At 59.6% G+C, this 15,810-nt stretch carries 16 protein-coding genes and 1 pseudogene; 5 read left to right on the top strand and 12 right to left on the bottom strand.

What is annotated here, in order from left to right; genetic code table 11:
• Positions 1–163 precede the first annotated feature (163 nt).
• Positions 164–1,087 (bottom strand): CoB--CoM heterodisulfide reductase iron-sulfur subunit B family protein, encoded by a 924-nt coding sequence (locus IGS51_RS14075; protein ID WP_297079094.1) that lies wholly within the window; start codon positions 1,085–1,087, stop codon positions 164–166.
• A gap of 342 nt (positions 1,088–1,429) precedes the next feature.
• On the opposite strand from IGS51_RS14075, the gene IGS51_RS14070 reads away from it, so the two are divergent.
• On the top strand, positions 1,430–1,684 hold the full coding sequence (locus IGS51_RS14070) for a hypothetical protein (RefSeq protein WP_297079092.1): 255 nt from the start codon (positions 1,430–1,432) through the stop codon (positions 1,682–1,684).
• On the opposite strand, the gene IGS51_RS14065 is transcribed toward IGS51_RS14070, so the two are convergent.
• From IGS51_RS14065 to IGS51_RS14045, 5 genes are all read right to left on the bottom strand, one after another.
• Positions 1,676–1,861, bottom strand: coding sequence for a hypothetical protein (locus tag IGS51_RS14065; RefSeq protein ID WP_297079091.1), 186 nt, complete (start codon positions 1,859–1,861; stop codon positions 1,676–1,678). The two genes, IGS51_RS14070 and IGS51_RS14065, sit on opposite strands and share 9 nt — an antisense overlap.
• A 135-nt stretch (positions 1,862–1,996) precedes the next feature.
• Complete coding sequence (locus IGS51_RS14060; protein WP_297079089.1) at positions 1,997–3,019, bottom strand: ABC transporter substrate-binding protein; 1,023 nt, start codon at positions 3,017–3,019, stop codon at positions 1,997–1,999.
• Between the two features lie 137 nt (positions 3,020–3,156).
• Positions 3,157–4,938 (bottom strand): sodium:solute symporter family protein, encoded by a 1,782-nt coding sequence (locus IGS51_RS14055; RefSeq protein ID WP_297079087.1) that lies wholly within the window; start codon positions 4,936–4,938, stop codon positions 3,157–3,159.
• Positions 4,939–4,980: 42 nt separating this feature from the next.
• The gene (locus IGS51_RS14050) at positions 4,981–5,937 is read right to left on the bottom strand and encodes an NAD-dependent epimerase/dehydratase family protein (RefSeq protein WP_297079085.1); all 957 of its coding nucleotides are present in this window, start codon (positions 5,935–5,937) and stop codon (positions 4,981–4,983) included.
• Between the two features lie 136 nt (positions 5,938–6,073).
• Entirely contained in the window at positions 6,074–6,547 is a 474-nt protein-coding gene (locus tag IGS51_RS14045; protein ID WP_297079082.1) for a hypothetical protein, read from the bottom strand.
• Between the two features lie 138 nt (positions 6,548–6,685).
• Between IGS51_RS14045 and argF the strand changes: the two genes are divergently transcribed.
• On the top strand, positions 6,686–7,606 hold the full coding sequence (gene argF, locus IGS51_RS14040) for an ornithine carbamoyltransferase (RefSeq protein ID WP_297079096.1): 921 nt from the start codon (positions 6,686–6,688) through the stop codon (positions 7,604–7,606).
• A gap of 232 nt (positions 7,607–7,838) precedes the next feature.
• Here the strand turns inward: argF and IGS51_RS14035 are convergent, their stop codons facing one another.
• Positions 7,839–8,639: an exosortase-dependent surface protein XDP2 gene (locus tag IGS51_RS14035; protein ID WP_297079080.1), complete on the bottom strand. Its 801-nt coding sequence runs from the start codon at positions 8,637–8,639 to the stop codon at positions 7,839–7,841.
• Between the two features lie 559 nt (positions 8,640–9,198).
• Here IGS51_RS14035 and IGS51_RS14030 point away from each other — a divergent pair.
• The gene (locus tag IGS51_RS14030) at positions 9,199–11,118 is read left to right on the top strand and encodes a cyanophycin synthetase (protein WP_297079078.1); all 1,920 of its coding nucleotides are present in this window, start codon (positions 9,199–9,201) and stop codon (positions 11,116–11,118) included.
• Positions 11,119–11,194: 76 nt separating this feature from the next.
• On the opposite strand, the gene IGS51_RS14025 is transcribed toward IGS51_RS14030, so the two are convergent.
• From IGS51_RS14025 to IGS51_RS14015, 3 genes are all read right to left on the bottom strand, one after another.
• Positions 11,195–11,668: a hypothetical protein gene (locus tag IGS51_RS14025; RefSeq protein WP_297079077.1), complete on the bottom strand. Its 474-nt coding sequence runs from the start codon at positions 11,666–11,668 to the stop codon at positions 11,195–11,197.
• A 2-nt stretch (positions 11,669–11,670) separates the two neighbouring features.
• Entirely contained in the window at positions 11,671–11,979 is a 309-nt protein-coding gene (locus IGS51_RS14020) for a protealysin inhibitor emfourin (protein ID WP_297079076.1), read from the bottom strand.
• 141 nt (positions 11,980–12,120) lie between these two features.
• Complete coding sequence (locus IGS51_RS14015; protein ID WP_297079074.1) at positions 12,121–12,852, bottom strand: C40 family peptidase; 732 nt, start codon at positions 12,850–12,852, stop codon at positions 12,121–12,123.
• Positions 12,853–13,057: 205 nt separating this feature from the next.
• On the opposite strand from IGS51_RS14015, the gene IGS51_RS14010 reads away from it, so the two are divergent.
• Positions 13,058–14,005, top strand: a complete 948-nt coding sequence (locus IGS51_RS14010) for a serine hydrolase (RefSeq protein WP_297079073.1) — start codon at positions 13,058–13,060, stop codon at positions 14,003–14,005.
• Here IGS51_RS14010 and IGS51_RS14005 read toward each other — a convergent pair.
• Positions 14,002–14,652 (bottom strand): hypothetical protein, encoded by a 651-nt coding sequence (locus IGS51_RS14005; RefSeq protein ID WP_297079072.1) that lies wholly within the window; start codon positions 14,650–14,652, stop codon positions 14,002–14,004. The two genes, IGS51_RS14010 and IGS51_RS14005, sit on opposite strands and share 4 nt — an antisense overlap.
• Before the next feature lie 82 nt (positions 14,653–14,734).
• Positions 14,735–14,896, bottom strand: a complete 162-nt coding sequence (locus tag IGS51_RS14000) for a hypothetical protein (protein WP_297079070.1) — start codon at positions 14,894–14,896, stop codon at positions 14,735–14,737.
• A 246-nt stretch (positions 14,897–15,142) separates the two neighbouring features.
• On the opposite strand from IGS51_RS14000, the pseudogene IGS51_RS13995 reads away from it, so the two are divergent.
• A pseudogene (locus IGS51_RS13995) lies at positions 15,143–15,810 on the top strand (DNA mismatch repair protein MutS); the annotation flags it as partial.

The following is a 15,810-nucleotide window of genomic DNA, read 5'->3' as shown; positions in this document are numbered from 1 at the left end:
CCGCCAGCCCCGCCGCCATCACCCCGCCGCTCAGCAGCAGCGACAGGTTATGCAGAAAATTGCCCGCCGCATTTCCCCGCGAATTTGCCTCTGTCATTCCGGCTGCCCTCCTGCTGCCTCCTGCTGCCCTCCTGCTGACTTCCCCACGCCGAATCCCTACGCCCTATCCCCGAATCCCCAACTTCTCCAGCACTGGACGAGTCGAAACCACATGGCGTTCCAGCCCTAGCTCCTTGGGGCTGATGCCCAGCGCCAGCGCCACAAGCTGCGGCAGATGTAGCACAGGCAGCCCCAGGGTTTCGCCGATCACCTGCTGCACTTCGGGCTGGCGCGAGTCGAGGTTGAGATGGCACAGCGGGCAGGGCGTGACCAGGCAATCGGCTCCTGCGGCGATCGCCTCCAGGATGTGCCCGCCGGCCATCTTAAACGACGTTTCGGTGGCATAGCTCGACAGCGGCCAGCCGCAGCACTGCGTCCGTCCCCGATAAAACACAGGTTCTGCGCCGACCGTGCGAAACACGTTTTCCATCGACTGGGGATTATATGGGTCGTCGTAGGCGAGGTGATCTTGCGCCCGCAGCAGGTAGCAGCCATAAAACGCCGCGCACCTCAGCCCCGACAGCCTGCGGGTGACGCGCTGCTGCAATTCTGCTAGCCCAAAGTCGCCGACCAGCGCCCACAGGAGATGCTTCACCTCGCTAGTGCCTCTGTAGGGCGAGCAGCCCTCCTGCTTCAGCAAGCCGTTCACCTGGTCAAAATAGGCTGCATCATCTTCCTTGGCGTGTTTTAGCCGCTCGTCTACGTGCCCAATCACGCCCTGGCAAGTGCTGCAATGGGTCAGCAAGGGCAGGTTCAGTTCCTCCGCTAGGGCAATATTGCGGGCGTTGACAGCATCTTCCAGCAGTTGGGAATCTTCCTTAAACGTGCCAGAGCCACAGCAGGCAGCTTTTTTTAGCTCGACTAGCTCAATGCCGAGGGCGTGGGTCAGGGCGTGGGTGGATTGGTACAGTTCTCGGCAGGCTCCCTGGGCGACGCAGCCGGGGAAGTAGGCGTAGCGGAGTGGTTTAGCAGCGGTAGAGGAAGTCATTGAGGCGGTGTTGGAAGGTTGGCGTGGACACTCTTTAGGGAGCTTTTCTATGATGGCGCGTTTGGCGATCGCCCGTCCTGGTTCTCCGGATCTTTCAAGCTTTTGGGTGCAAACCGGGGGAGAAGGTGGGGATTTTGGATTTTGGATTGGCGATTTTGAATTGGCGATTTTGGGTAGAAAGTCCAGCATGGGCAGGGTTTCCGGCAATTTCACGCCTCGCGCTAGTTCAGAAGATTTCGTTGCCCCAGCGGAAAACCCATCTGCCTCAGCGGAAATCCGGAATCGCCAGCCCTGCGGGAGAATCTCTTAGAATAGACCTGTAAACCTAAGGAGACAACGTAAGTGTCACGACAACTCAAGCGCTGGGAATCTCCCCGGCGAGAAGGGCGAAACGCCAAGGGCAAAGGCGGCAGTGCCCGCCAGCGGCAACTGCGGAAACAGTTCAAAACGCTCAGCCAGAAGCTCAAGCAATCGGGTTCCGACCCGTCGAACCAGACTCCGCCACAGCGCGGCAATCGAAATAACCAGCCGGGGGAGGACGCAACGTTCTCTCCCGTTTTGCTTTCTGGCTTATTTTTGGGGACTCGCTCAGACTGAGGAATCGTGGGAAGAATGGACATGCAGCGTGGGCAGGCGATCGCCCCGAAATAGCTCCTCGCTGCTCTGCCCAACGGATACCATTACCTGGGCGATCGCCCGCGTCGCCACCAGCCCCGCCAGCAGCGGCACCGTCGCCACGCTCAGCAGCACGTCTTCGGGTTTCAGCTTTTGCATAGGGACTCTGGAAGGAAAGAGGTCTCTCTTCCAGGTATAGCAGGTGGATTGGGGGTTGGGGGTGAGGGAAGAGAGAAGAACGAAGAAAGAAGAGCGAAGAGGTTTCGTTTTTCCATCTCTCGCCCCATCACTCCATCACAGTCCCTTGATCAGCGAATCGTCATACAGCTTCGACGCATCCAGCGGGCTGGAAATTAGCCCGATTTCCTGGCTGGTTTTGGCAGCAAAAGCGAGGCTGTCCATCACATTCAGCGGGTTGCTGGGGTTGAAGATAATTTCCTTATTTTCGGCGACATCGAACATGCGAACCGTGGCCAGTTGTTCAGGCACTTCTTCGGGTTTCACGCCCAGCTTGGCGGCGACGATGGCGTTGGCTTCATCGGGATTCTCGCGCACCAGCTTCACGCCCCTGTCGATCGCCCGCATAAAGGCTTGAATGTCGGCCTTGCGCTCCTGAATCACGGACTCTTTGGCAACCAGCGCTACGGGGATAATGTTGCTGCCTTTGGACGAGAAAATCACCTGACCATTGCCTTCCTTGGCAGCAGTGGTCAGCCAGGGTTCGTAGGTCACGGCCACGTCGATTTTGTTAGCTGCAAAGGCGGCGGCGGCTTCGGCAGCGGGAATCACCTGAAGCTGAATGTCCTTCTCGGTCAAGCGGCCCTGCTCCAGATATTTCCGCAGCAGCAGCGCTTGCAGGGGCAGGGTTTCCCAGGCGACGGTCTTGCCCTTCAGGTCGGCGGGGCTGCTTACGCCGCGAGCCAGGATGCCGTCTGCCCCGTCGGAATAGTCCGAGATCATGATGATTTTCAGCGATGGGTCTTGGGCCGCCATGACAACGGCATCGGGGCCGCCCGTCCAGGCGAGATCTAGGCGATCGGCCAGCAGCGCCGTGTTGACATCGGTGGCGACTTGAAAATAGGTGTCGTTGACCGGGATGCCTTCTTCTTTGAAAAAGTCTTTGGCAACGGCGGCGTAGTGCCCCGCAAAGCCTGGCCAGGGCGAGGAACCCACGACCAGCGGTTTGCCAGAGGGGGCAGAGGCAGCAGGCGTGGTCGAATCAGTGGTGGATTGCTGGGGATTGCAGGCGACCAGCAGCCCAAAGGTGACGATGGCAAGCAGACAAAACTGGGCGAACCGGCGGGTCAGTCTGAACATGGCGTTTGGCAACTGCAACAACAAGTGACGAAGACAGAAATGGTGAAAACAGAGGTGACGAACACAAAAATGACGAACTCAGAAATGACGAAAACAGGGGCGAGGGTTGCTTTCTAGGATTATGAACGTTGATAAAGCTAGGAGACAATGCGGGAAGAGTCTAGCGATGGGCGATCGCCCCTTAGCCTTCTTAACCCTACCCAGCCCAGCACCGCAACCCCCAGCGATAGCCAGCCCGTCATCGGCTTCAGCAGCAGAAAGCCGCCGATGGCGAACATCGCCCCAAACAGCAGGAAACTGGCCGCCAGCGTCCGCAGCAGGTCTTTTCGCAAATCCTGAGCCGGGGCCAGACCAGTGCGCGATCGCTGCCTAGCCCAGCCGGGGCCACCGGGGCGAATCTTGGCATAAAAGGCATCCAGCGTTTCGTCCGATTCGGGTGGCGTGAGGTACATCGCGCTGACCCACACCAGCACCGAAATCGCCGAAGTCACCATCAGCCGCACGCCAAAATCCTCAATCCGCAGCACAGGGACAACGCTCGTCAGTAGCCCAATGACAAACCCCGTCAGCATGGCTGCCAGTTCCGCTGCGGCATTGATCCGCCACCAAAACCAGCGCAAGATCAGCACCAACCCTGGCCCAGTGCCAATAGCGATGACCAGACGAAATACCGTCGTCACATCGGCTGCGAAAAAGGCCGCTGCCCCACCCAGCACCGTCACCAGCACCGAGGACAGCCGCCCCACCAGCACCAGTTCCGCCTGGGATGCGGCGGGCTGGATGAACCGTAAATAGAGGTCATTCGTGAGATAAGACGCGCCCCAGTTAATCAGCGTGGACACCGTACTCATAAACGCCGCCAGCAGCGAGGCCACCACCAGCCCCAGCAGCACAGGCGGCAAAAAGTCGAGCATCAGCCGGGGATAGCCCAGTTCCCGGTCTTCCAGCGTGGGATAGAGGGCGATCGCCGCCAGGGCCACCACCACCCAGGGCCAAGTGCGAATCACGTAATGCAACAGGTTGAAAAACCAGGCAGCTTTCTCGGCTTCGGCCTCATCTTTTGAGGCCGCCAGCCGCTGGATAAACTCGCCGCCGCCATCGCTGCGCCGAAACGACCACCACTGCACCGCAGCATAGGCGGCAAAGGTGGTCAGGCTAATGCCCGCCGCATCGCTCCAGCGGAAGCCGCCATCCGTAAACCCAAACGGCAAAAACGCCAGCACGTCGATATCTGTTGCCTGCTGAGCTTGGGCCAGCAGCGGAGCCATACCACCCATTTCGCCAATGGCGTAGGCCGCCACGATAAACGCCCCCACCAGCGCCAGAATGAACTGGAAAAAGTCCGTCGCCACCACGCCCCACAGCCCGGAGAAGCCCGCATACAGCAGCACCAGCAGGCTGACCCCGACCACGCTCCAAAGTTTGGCGCTGTCTCCCGGCGTAATGCCCACGCTCTGCCAGAGTTGCAGCGCGTCCACCACCTTCACCATCGCCAGCATGGCGTAGCCGATGCCGATGCAGTTGATGGGCACGGCAAACAGAAACGCTTTGATGCCCCGCAGCAGGGCCGCCGGACGACCGCCGTAGCGCATCTCCGTGAGTTGGGCATCGGTCACGATTTTCGAGCGTCGCCACAGCCGCGCAAACACGTAAATCAGAATTAGGTGAGAAATGCCGAAGCTCCACCATTCCCAATTGCCGACGATGCCGCGAGTACCCACTACACCCGCCACATAGAGCGGCGTGTCGATGGAAAACGTCGTGGCGGCCATACTCGTGCCCGCCAGCCACCAGGGGAGCGATCGCCCCGACACAAAGAAATCCACCAGGCTGCCCGACCCCTTGCGCGTCAGGTAGAGTCCCAACCCCAGCGAGGCGACGAGGTAGAGCAGGACAATGAGCCAGTCGATCAGTTGCATGAGGGGAAAGAATCAGGGACTAAGGGCGCAGGGCAAGTACCATCAGGCGGTGGCTAGCTCTCGAATCACTGCCTCGATGGGACGCGGGTTCCAGCCGAGGTCGCGGCGGGCCTTGGAGCCATCGACGCGGACGCAGCGATCGTAGAGATAGTGAACCCGTTCGCGGCTGATTGGGGGTTGCCACTGGAGCAGGCGGCCAATGGGGTCGAGCAGGTTGCCGACGACGCGCACCACGGGCGGCGGAATTTCCGCCGGGGCAGGCACGCCAGCGGTTTCGCTGAGCAGGGCAAACATCTCGCGGGTGGTCATTTCGCCCGTGGAAATGATGTAGTGTTCGCCGCGTGGCGCTTTTTCCGCCGCCAGCAGCATCGCCGCCACCAGGTCATCGACGTGGACGATGCCGGTGATGCGATCGCCCCCCGCCCACACCTTCAGCTTGCCGTTGAGAAACGTCTTCACCACGGGCCCAAAGTGCGGATCGTCGGGCCCAAAAATCCCCGACGGCATCACGCTAACGACGTGAAAGCCCTCACTCGCCGCCTGATCCACCAACTGCTGCGCCAGATACTTGGTTCGGTCGTAGGCCGAGGAAAATCCCTGCTGCGTTCGCTGAAAGGTTTCGTCAATCACGCGCCCCTGGGTGTCGCCGTAGATGCCGATGGTGCTGCAATAGACCATCTTGGGCACATTGAGCGATCGCGCCGTTTCCAGCACCGCCCGCGTCCCGTCCACATTCACCCGCTCCATCCGCGCCGCGTCTACAATACCCAGTTCCACATAGGCCGCCGTGTGAAACACCACGTCTGCGCCCTGCATGGCGGTGGTCAAGGCAGCGCGATCGCCCACATCACCGTAGACATACTCCACGTCGCAATCCGCCAACCGCGATAGATCGCTGCTCTTTCGCACCAGCGCTACCACCGTATCGCCCCGCTGCTTCAGCGCCTTGACCAGGTGCGATCCCGTAAAGCCCGTTGCGCCAGTGACAAATGCTTTCATATAAGGTTCAGGAGTCCAGGATACAGAAATCAAGGGGTCGGGGGCTAGGAATTCAGACTTTGGAGGCCGAGTTGCAGGACGTAAATGCCCGCGATCAGGTGCCAGTCCCCTATCCAAACTCTAAAATCCCAAACCCCTAGCTCACGCCATTCTCTTCCAGAGACACTGCGCCATTGGTGTCGAGTACCTGGATAAAGCAGGTGCCGTTGGGAAACACGCGCACGTAAAAAGTGGAGCCGCTGACGATGCCGTAGGTCGTGCTGCCGTCGGGGTTTGCCAGCGTGGCCAGCCCTCCCGGTTGGCTGGTGGCGATCACTTCACTTGGTTTTCTGACGATTTGCAACACGCTCTGTCCGTTTTGCTGCGCTACTTCTGCCAGATGGTTGGGGGTGTTGCAGCGGGCCGTCGGCGGAATGGACTGATTCGGCGACTCGGTAGGGACGGGCGCTTCGGCGGGGGCTTCGGCCGCGGGTGCGTCAGCAGGAACCTCAGTCACTTCCCCAACACCCGCTTGGGGACCCCGATCGCACGCCGCAGCAAACAGCAAGGCACCAAGGCTGGCGATTGCCAATTGAACCGTCCGGGAGCAGATGTAGGAGCTTCGTTTCATGAGAGGTATCCAGCGTCATCCAAATCTTCCCCATCATTGTACGCAGAGATGACCCAGGCAGATTGTCAGACGGCAACCAAACGCCGCCGCCGAAATCTGGTAGGGTTTTATTTTCACTCAGGCATCGGGGTTGGGCGCATGGTCATGTTAAAAGGACGAGATTTGTTGAGCATGGCAGACTTGAATACTGCCGAAGTCAGCGCCATTTTGGAACTGGCGGCAGACATGAAGGCCGGTCGCGCCAGACCCCGCTGCGAAAAGACCCTGGGGCTGCTGTTTCAAAAAGCCTCAACGCGGACGCGAGTGAGCTTCTCTGTGGGCATTTTTCAACTGGGGGGACAGGTGCTGGACCTCAATGCCAGCGTCACTCAGGTCAGCCGGGGCGAACCCGTAATTGATACGGCCCGCGTGCTGGATCGCTATCTCGACATCGTGGCCATTCGCACCTTCGACCAGAAGGAGCTAGAAACCTTTGCCCACTATGCCCAGATTCCGGTGATTAACGCGCTCACCGATTGGGAGCATCCCTGCCAGGTATTGGCGGATTTGCAAACGGTGCAGGAAGAATTCGGCACGCTAGAGGGGCTGACGCTGGCCTACGTGGGCGACGGCAACAACATGGCGCACTCGCTGATGCTGGGAGCCGCGCTGGTGGGGATGAACGTGCGCGTGGCCAGTCCCGCCGATTATCGGCCCCATCCAGATATCGTGGCACGGGCGGCGGCCATTGCGGGCGATCGCACCGAAGTCCTAGTCACGCTCGACCCCGTTCAGGCGGTTCAGGGGGCCCATGTCGTCTATACCGATGTGTGGGCCAGCATGGGGCAAGAAGACCTGGCCGAAAGCCGCGTCCCCATTTTCCAGCCTTACCAGGTCAACGAGGCGCTCATGAGCAAGGCTGACGGATCGGCAATTGTGCTGCATTGCCTGCCTGCCCACCGCGAAGAGGAAATTACCGATGCTGTGATGGAAGGTCCCCAGTCTCGCGTGTGGGATCAGGCAGAAAACCGACTCCACGCCCAAAAGGCGCTGATGGCGCTGCTGCTGGGAGCCACCTGAGGGGGTGGGACTTGGAGGATTGAAGTTGAAACAGAGCGGGTTTACTCTGAAACCGCCGCAGAATTCAGTCATCCCAAACCCAAAAAACGCCCTTCTGAGTTCAGAAGAGCGCCTTTAAGCTAAGCGGTTGGCTCACGAGTCATCCGCAAACACAAAGATTGAGAATCAGGTGTTCCCAGAGTTCACAAGCGCGCAACGCCCTGAAACGCTCTTGGAGGAGATGACCGAAAACCTAGGCTTCGGCTTGAGCCTTGCGCTTGCGACGAGCGGCGATCGCAGCGCTGGCCGCCAGCACCGTACCTGCAATCGTGGCAGGCTCAGGCACCGCCGCCGCAGCCACCTTAAAGTCCGGCCCGTTGAACGCCGCACCGTTGGCAATCACACGCAGGCGATTGGTCGAAGCGCCGTTCAGCCACAGGCCCTGAGCGCCCACCCGCTGGGTATAGCCAATTTCATAGGTATCGATCCCAAAGCCTGCATAGTTAGAGGTGCTGCTGTCCAGCAGATACTCAGCCAGCACATTGCCCAAGTCATCCAGCGCCTGCACCAGCATTTTGCTGTTCATGCCGCGTTCCCAGAAGAAGAAGCGGTCGGTCGCCTGATCAAAGAACAGGTCGATGATGAAGCTGCCTCGGTCTTCGGTGTCGATAATGCTGTTCAGGTTGAGGTTGCCCAGGCTGGCAACGATGCTCTCGTTGGTGGCAAGCTCTTGACGGACACCAATAGTGGCTTGACGACCCATGTCAGAGCTAGCAGCACCCGTGTCGCCCCCGCGCCACAGGTCGTTGTGGATAATGTTGGCACCCGACACCAGGCTGAAAGAGCTATAGGTCGATCCCAAAGCAGCGGTCAGGCTGTCGGTGGTGGTCACCGAGTTCAGCATGATGTCGCCACGAGGGTCGGTGCCGGTGAAGCTGGTGCTGAAGCTAAAAGGTGCGAAGGAAATGCCTGCTGCCCCAGCTGGCGAGGCAAACAGCGCCAGAGCGGTACCAGCGGTCAGCCCAGCCCAGGTAAGGATACGCTTGATGTTCATCATTTGCTTTGACCAGTAGTTTTTTGCGGTTGAGAGGTCGAGTCGCGATGCATAGAGAACAGAGAGGTAGCATTCTGAACCTCGCCGTGCTTGTCGAGGAACGCTCGATATGCACCCACTTAGCTACCCATGCTATCCGCAGGATTTCGCTCACGTCTCTGGGGTCAGCCCATATTTCACCGCATCTTTAATCGAGCCTGTCAGACCAGGGAACATACTGAGACAAGCCAATTTTTATCTCAAAAAGCATACCCCTAGCCTGACACAAACCCCGTATATTCCGAAGGTTTTGTCTTAAATTTTCACCAATTTTCACCTTTACAGAGCCAAATAGGCCCCCATTGCTAAGCAGTCGTAATTTTAAGTGCTGCTTTGCGAAATCTGAGGCTGCCCCCCGTAGCCGCCTGGACTGACCTCCAAAAATCGGCTCAAAAGCATTACAAATGTAACGGCGGGCGTGTTTCAGAATAGGGTATGTTAGCTTCGCCTATGTAATGTCCTGGTAATGTCCTGGTAATGTCCTGGCAGCCAGGCTAAAGCCGAGGGTGGCTGAAGAATTATGGTAATTGACGAATCAAGTGGACAGGCAAGTCCGGTCAATGCTCGGAAAACCGATATTTTCGACGTATTTGGCTTTAAGCATTACCTTGGGCCAAATCCCTACCTGGGACGGGGGGCTTTGGTGTTTCGGCTGGCGCTGACGGGACATCGAGCGCCGCTGCCGTTGGGTGATTATGTAGAGGCGATCGCCCAGCGATATCCCAAAATGGCGCTCACCGAATACCAGTCCTACGCCGACTTGTTTGTGCAAACCGTAGTCGAGGTCGGCAAGCTGGACATGGATTTGCACTGTGAACTGTGGAGCCTCCAGCCCACCGAGCCGACGACGATCGCGGTCGAGTCGATCCACGAGTCCACCAGCTATGGCACGGTCTACGCAGTTTGGGACTGGTTCGAGGCGATTTCCAATGGACAGCCCTTTCAGCTTGAAGACCAGATTGCGCTGCTGCAAACCCGCTTTCGCCGATCGGTCTACGGCGGCCCTACGATCTACGCCCTGCTGCGGGCGGCTCATAACCAGGGCATTCCCGCCTTTTATCTGCCCGATGAGGGGCTAATGCAGTATGGCTACGGCAAAAAGCTGGTGCGGGGGGTCGCCACGACCTTCGACTGCGATAGCCATGTGGATTCCGACTTTACGACCCGCAAAGACGACTGCAAGGCCTTTCTCAGCACGCTGGGTTTTCCAGTGCCCCAAGGGGCGATCGTTTCCACGCTGAAGGAAGCGCTGAAGGCAGTGCAGTCGATCGGTTACCCGGTCGCGGTCAAGCCTGTGGTCGGGCACAAGGGCATTGGGGTGACGGCCGACGTGCAGGACGACAGCGAACTGGAATTTGCCTTTGACCGAGCGGTTGAAGCCCACGAGGACGGCCAATCCATTGCGGTCATTGTTGAACAGAGCATCTCCGGGCTGGATCATCGGCTGCTGTGCGTGGATGGCAAGTTTGTCGCCGCCACCCAGCGCCGCCCCGCCTCAGTCACAGGCGACGGGCGCTCCACCATTGCCGAGCTAATTGCGCTGGAAAACCGCAAACCAGAGCGGCTCGACACGCCCACCTCGCCCCTGGGCAAGATCATCGTGGACGAGTCACTGGAACGCTATCTATCGGAGCAGCGGCTTGACCTCGACAGTATCCTCGATCCAGATGAAGTCATCTACTTGCGAAAGGTGGCGAACCTATCGTCTGGCGGGGTCAGCATCGACGCAACCGAGCAGGTTCACCCCGACAATATTGTGCTTGCCCAGGATATTGCTCAGCATTTTCGCCTCGTCTGTCTCGGCATTGATGTGCTTACGTCCGACATTTCACGCTCCTGGAAAGAGGGCAACTTCGGCATCATCGAGATCAACGCCGCGCCGGGGGTTTACATGCACCTGCGTCCAGCCGTCGGCAACAGCATTGATGTGGCTTCGCGGATTTTAGAAACCTTTTTTGAATCGGGGCAAGCTGCCCGCATTCCCATCTTCACATTCAACTATCTGCCGCTTAAGGAACTGCAAGAGCTAGTTGATCAAATTTTGGTGAACTATCCCAACTGGACGATTGGGGCCATTTGCCGGGATGCCGCCTTCGTCAATCGCTCTCAAAAAGCGCTGACGGGTTCCTACAACACCAAGGTACAAAGCCTGCTGCGAAATCCCAAGCTGGACTTGCTCATTGCAGAATATGACGAAGTGACGCTGGAGCAAGAGGGCTGCTTTTATGACAGCAGCAACATTGTGATTCTGGATGCACCCACAGAACCGGAGAAGGTGCTGTCCCGCAATGTCGCTGACGGCGCAACCGTGGTGATTAAAGATGGCAACATCGTTTCTCGGCGGCGAGAAGGGCTGGTAGAAACCTATGAGCTGGCAGAGGAAGAGCCTTTTCAGCGGGTGTATTGGAAAGAAATCTCCGCGATTTTGTCAGAAAAGTAGCCCGGCCCGTTGCGGGGCAAGACCGCAGCAGCAGCGCTTCAGCCTGGCTACACCCATTCTTGAGGCGATGGATGGGTCAGGGCTGCGTGATCAGCAGTGTCACCGTGTAGTCTGCTGGGGAAGATGGGCCGGTTGTAGGGTAGGGGATCAGATCGAGCAGCTTCACCGTCAGTCCATTCACTGACCGAGCGGCAGCGGCCTCGTCGCCCGGTCGCTGAATCAGCAAGAGGTCTTGGGCCGGTTGACCCGGCTGGCTGAGCGTAACGATGACTTCCGCCTGCCCCGTCCACACGCAGGTTACATCACTGGGGCATCGCGAATCCTGCTCCACCCGCGCAAAGGTGAGCGTCTGCTGATTGGGCAGGATGGCTGTGCCGGCCAGGGGCAGATGAAATGGGCTGTCTGGCTGGACGATTGCTGGCGCAGGCAGGGGGCTGGAGGAAACAGGCGGCGGCACCAGTGGCGTACAGCCCAGAACCAGCGAGGCAAAGAGCAGCGACACCAACCAGGCGGGCTGAGACACTTGTGAAGAAAAGGGGCGACAGGGCATGGCTAGCGATGCTCCAGGGCGAGGTCGCGGAGGCGAGACAGCAGCGGTTGCAGCGACGGCGGGGCAGTGAGATCGGTGACGGTGAGGGACTGGTGGCGATCGCCCTCCTGAAACTCCAGACGGTAGGTCATGACATCCGGCGGCCCGGCACTAGTGGCCACCAACTGGCTAGGCTGCATCTCCATTACATTAGACTGCTGCACCAGGGCTTCTAGTTCCGAGGCTTCTCCCGGTCGCAGCGTGCGAGTATCCACACTGTAGGCCAGCCGCAGGTTGGCAAAGCCACCGCTGGATTGGAAGTCGATTCGCATAGGAGACAAGGAAGGAAGTGACAGAATGCGGACGATGATTTTATGGTATAGCAGCCAAATGTCCGGGGCGGAGGATTGTCCGGGGCGGAGGATTGATTGAACCCATTGAAGCTGCCAACGGCTGATTGCGCCCACCCAACCTTAACCTCTGCCGCTGGTGTAGCAGGCGACCACGCGGCCGGCTCCGCGAAACTGGCTGAAGTAGGCGCGGCTGACGGCATCGCCCCGTTCCGACAGGACATCAATACCAATGCCGTTTCGCCCTTGGTCTTTGCCAGAACTGTGAAGGTATTGCCCGTCGCCCAGGTAGAGGCCAACGTGGGTGCAGCGGTCGGGGCGGCCAAAAAACACCAGGTCGCCGGGCTGGAGGTCGGTCATGGGAATCGGCTGCACAAAGGCTTCCTGCTGGTAGGCATCGCGGGGCAGCCAGATGCCCGCCGAGGCAAAAGCCGTTTGCACCAGCCCAGAACAGTCGTAGTTGGGGCCGACTGTGCCGCCCCAGAGGTAGTGGTTGGGCTGGGCCATGGCCTGGCGAGCAAAGGCAATGACCTGGGGCAGGCAGGCGTGGATGTCGTCGGTGCTGAGGGCGATCGCCCGATAGGGAGCCTCCGCCACCGCCAGCAGATCCAGATCTTCCACCGCCACCCAGCCCGGATAGTCGTCTTCACACAGCACTACAGAGATCGCGCTGCGGGCCGGGTCGGCGCTGGTGTCGGGCAGCGGCGGCAAGATTCGCAGGTATCGCCCAGCTACCGCTTGCGTCGCCAGATTTTTGAGCGCGGGCGAGTCATAAAGATTGAGATTTTCGAGACACTGGTAGGCGAAGGTGCGATCGCCCGCAAAATCAGCTTGAATAGACGCAAGGGAAACCATGTCGTACCGGGAAATGAGGCAGGGCTAATCTGCTTTAGCACTCGATCGGCAGTGGAACCCTCAATTCAGAGGAACCCTCACTCAACCCTGCTTGGATTCAACTCTTTTATACTAAGCCGCTGTAGTAATAGGCCGCTGTAGTAAGTCGTCTATAATCCGCTGCCTTGAATTGCCACAGTCCGCCCTATCCTCCCCCCTTGCCTCCATGCCGTTTTTTCAGCGCGACGACCAGCTTGCCCCACAGGGCGATCGCATTCTTGCCGCCACCCGAGCCGAATTCCCCAGCCTCGCGCCCAATCAAATTGCGTTCACCTGGCTGGTGTATCGACCGCCCATTCCCGTCAACACGGGCGGCGCAATTTCGCCGCAGCAGTTCTGGCAATATTCCGTCGGCGGCTATTCCTATCGCGGCGTAGAGCTAATTTACCCCGCCAGCGTGGTCAAGCTGTTTTATCTGGTGGCGGTGCAGGAGTGGCTAGAGCAGGGCATGATCGCGCCCTCCAGCGAACTGGATCGGGCCATCCGCGACATGATTGTGGACTCCAGCAACGACGCAACGGGGCTGGTGGTAGACATGCTGACGGGCACCACCAGCGGCCCCGAACTGCCCATCGAGCCGTTTGAAACCTGGAAATATCAGCGCAATATTGTGAACCGCTATTTCAAATCTCTGGGCTGGGAAGAACTGGACACGATTAATGTGAATCAAAAAACCTGGTGCGATGGCCCCTACGGGCGAGAGCGGGCCTTTTATGGCGAACTCATGGAAAACCGCAACCTGCTGACGACCGAGGCCGTGGCGCGGCTGCTGCACAGCATCGTGGGCGGCGTGGCGGTCAGCGGCGAGCGATCGCAGTTCATGATGCGCCTGCTGCACCGCAGCCTCAACCCCACGGAGCTAGCCGCCGACCCCGAAAACCAAGTGACGGGCTTTTTGGGCGGCGGCTTGCCGCAGACGGCGCGGCTCTGGTCGAAGGCGGGGCTGATGAGCCGGGTGCGCCACGACGCGGCCTACATCGAACTGCCGGATGCGCCGCCCTACCTGCTGGTGGTGTTCACCGAAGGGCGCGACCATAGCCAGAACGAGGCAATTTTGCCGTTTATTTCCCAGCAGGTAGCGGCGGCCATGATGGAATTGGGAGTCCGGGGTTAGGGCGTGAAGCGGAGGGTGGCGATTGCCCGGTCGTAGGCCTGGCGATACTGGGCATCGGATTCGCCCGTGCCCATCTGGTTGAGCGTGATCAGCACCCAGTTCTTGCCGTCGGGCGTGGGCACTAGCACCTGCTCCATGTCGTAGAGGCCGCTGGAGCGAAAGGCGATCGCCTGCTGCCCCGCCACGGTGACTTCCTGAACCTCACGCACGTTTGTCAACCAGTCGCTCTGGGCGATCCAGTCGGTGGCGGAAAGCCCTTCTGGGTTGGGCTGGACGGTGACGCTAACATTAGCGGGATACTCCGTGCCGCCCTCGTATTCGCCCGCTTGGATGGCGCGGTCATGGTCAATCGTCCAGATCTGCACGGCTTCGCGGGCCGCGACCTCCGGCGGAAAGTCGGTTTCGCCGTGGGCCACAAACTGGTCGGCGGGATAGGCAAACTGGAATCCAAAGCGATCGCTGCGATAGAGGCCCGATTCTGGTGCAGCCGAAATGGGCGAGGGCTGCTCCGTCGGCGCTCCTGTCCCACCAGGGGGCGACACGGGCGGCGACTGCACTTGGCAAGAGACCGCGGCCGCAACCAGCAGACCCAGGCTGAGTCGGTGCAGGGCTAGGCGAGCGGAAGACTGGGGGTTGGGGTTCATCATAAGGCTCCGTCGAGTCTGTAGGGGGCTTGCAGATTGAGTAGCTTCACCGGGAAGACAGCGCGTTCCGCAAGACGCGGCCGGCTCAGCGAAACAGGTTGGCGGGAAACTTGGCGGGAAACACGTTGGCGGCAACCATTTCGGAGGGAACCATGTTGGCGGGAAACACGTTGGCGGCAACCCTCTTGGCAGGAAACACGTTGGCGGTAAAAACGTTGGAAGGCGATCGCCCCCACCGCAAAACCATACGATAAAGTCAAAAGGGAACCTCCATTCGCAGTCTGATCCGCACTTTGAATAGATCCGCCATAGATCCGGCAAGATGATCAGGCTAGATTGCCCTCTTTGAAGCCCGCGCCACGCTGCGAGTTCCCCCAGTCCTGATTAAAATTTTCAATCAGTCGGCTCCATCCGTCGGTTCCACCAGTTGATTTCATCAGTTGGTTGATCCGTTGCCGCCGACCCTCATCGCTGCTCCCTACCGCCGCTGCCCATGACCGACCTGCCCCCCGCCCCCAACGCGCCGGAACCTCAACGGCTAGGAGACCTGCCAGACCGGCTCATCAAGCAGACGGTGCGCTACACTGACCACCGCTCCGTAGACCGCGACGCGCTCACGCCGATGATGCGCCACTACGCCGACCTGAAAGACGAGTATCCCCAGGCGCTGCTGCTGTATCGGGTGGGCGATTTCTTTGAGACGTTTTTTCAGGATGCCATCACCATTGCCCAGGAGCTAGAGCTGGTGCTGACCAGCAAAGACGCAGGCAAGACCGTGGGGCGAGTGCCGCTGGCGGGCGTGCCCCACCACGCCATGGAGCGCTACTGTGCCCAACTGGTGGAGCGGGGCTACGCCGTCGCCATTTGCGACCAGACCGAAGATGCCGCCGATGCCCAAGGGCGGCTGGTGCAGCGCCAGGTAACGCGGGTGATCACCCCTGGCACGGTGCTGGAGGAAGGAATGCTGAACGCCCGCCGCAACAACTACCTGGCAGCGGTGGTGATAGCTGGGGCGCACTGGGGGCTGGCGATCGCCGATGTATCGACGGGCGAGTTCCTCACCACCCAGACCAGCGGGCTGGATCGGCTGACCCAGGAGATTCTGCGGCTCCAGCCCTCCGAAATTCTGCTGCCCACCAACGCTCCCGACCTGGTGGGGCT

The organism is Thermoleptolyngbya sp. M55_K2018_002, from assembly GCF_015295965.1.
GTDB lineage: Bacteria > Cyanobacteriota > Cyanobacteriia > Elainellales > Elainellaceae > Thermoleptolyngbya > Thermoleptolyngbya sichuanensis.
Note: the sequence above shows the minus strand (reverse complement) of the source record. Positions and strands in the feature narration are given on the sequence as shown.

Excerpts from the sequence above, each read along its gene's own strand:
- IGS51_RS14030 (WP_297079078.1), top strand. The coding sequence starts at position 9,199 with ATGGTAATTGACGAATCAAGTGGACAGGCAAGTCCGGTCAATGCTCGG.
- IGS51_RS14075 (WP_297079094.1), bottom strand. The coding sequence starts at position 1,087 with ATGACTTCCTCTACCGCTGCTAAACCACTCCGCTACGCCTACTTCCCC.
- IGS51_RS14020 (WP_297079076.1), bottom strand. The coding sequence starts at position 11,979 with ATGCGAATCGACTTCCAATCCAGCGGTGGCTTTGCCAACCTGCGGCTG.
- IGS51_RS14045 (WP_297079082.1), bottom strand. The coding sequence starts at position 6,547 with ATGAAACGAAGCTCCTACATCTGCTCCCGGACGGTTCAATTGGCAATC.
- argF (WP_297079096.1), top strand. The coding sequence starts at position 6,686 with ATGGTCATGTTAAAAGGACGAGATTTGTTGAGCATGGCAGACTTGAAT.
- IGS51_RS14005 (WP_297079072.1), bottom strand. The coding sequence starts at position 14,652 with ATGATGAACCCCAACCCCCAGTCTTCCGCTCGCCTAGCCCTGCACCGA.
- IGS51_RS14065 (WP_297079091.1), bottom strand. The coding sequence starts at position 1,861 with ATGCAAAAGCTGAAACCCGAAGACGTGCTGCTGAGCGTGGCGACGGTG.
- IGS51_RS14055 (WP_297079087.1), bottom strand. The coding sequence starts at position 4,938 with ATGCAACTGATCGACTGGCTCATTGTCCTGCTCTACCTCGTCGCCTCG.
- IGS51_RS14010 (WP_297079073.1), top strand. The coding sequence starts at position 13,058 with ATGCCGTTTTTTCAGCGCGACGACCAGCTTGCCCCACAGGGCGATCGC.
- IGS51_RS14035 (WP_297079080.1), bottom strand. The coding sequence starts at position 8,639 with ATGAACATCAAGCGTATCCTTACCTGGGCTGGGCTGACCGCTGGTACC.
- IGS51_RS14015 (WP_297079074.1), bottom strand. The coding sequence starts at position 12,852 with ATGGTTTCCCTTGCGTCTATTCAAGCTGATTTTGCGGGCGATCGCACC.
- IGS51_RS14000 (WP_297079070.1), bottom strand. The coding sequence starts at position 14,896 with ATGGTTTTGCGGTGGGGGCGATCGCCTTCCAACGTTTTTACCGCCAAC.
- IGS51_RS14025 (WP_297079077.1), bottom strand. The coding sequence starts at position 11,668 with ATGCCCTGTCGCCCCTTTTCTTCACAAGTGTCTCAGCCCGCCTGGTTG.
- IGS51_RS14050 (WP_297079085.1), bottom strand. The coding sequence starts at position 5,937 with ATGAAAGCATTTGTCACTGGCGCAACGGGCTTTACGGGATCGCACCTG.
- IGS51_RS14060 (WP_297079089.1), bottom strand. The coding sequence starts at position 3,019 with ATGTTCAGACTGACCCGCCGGTTCGCCCAGTTTTGTCTGCTTGCCATC.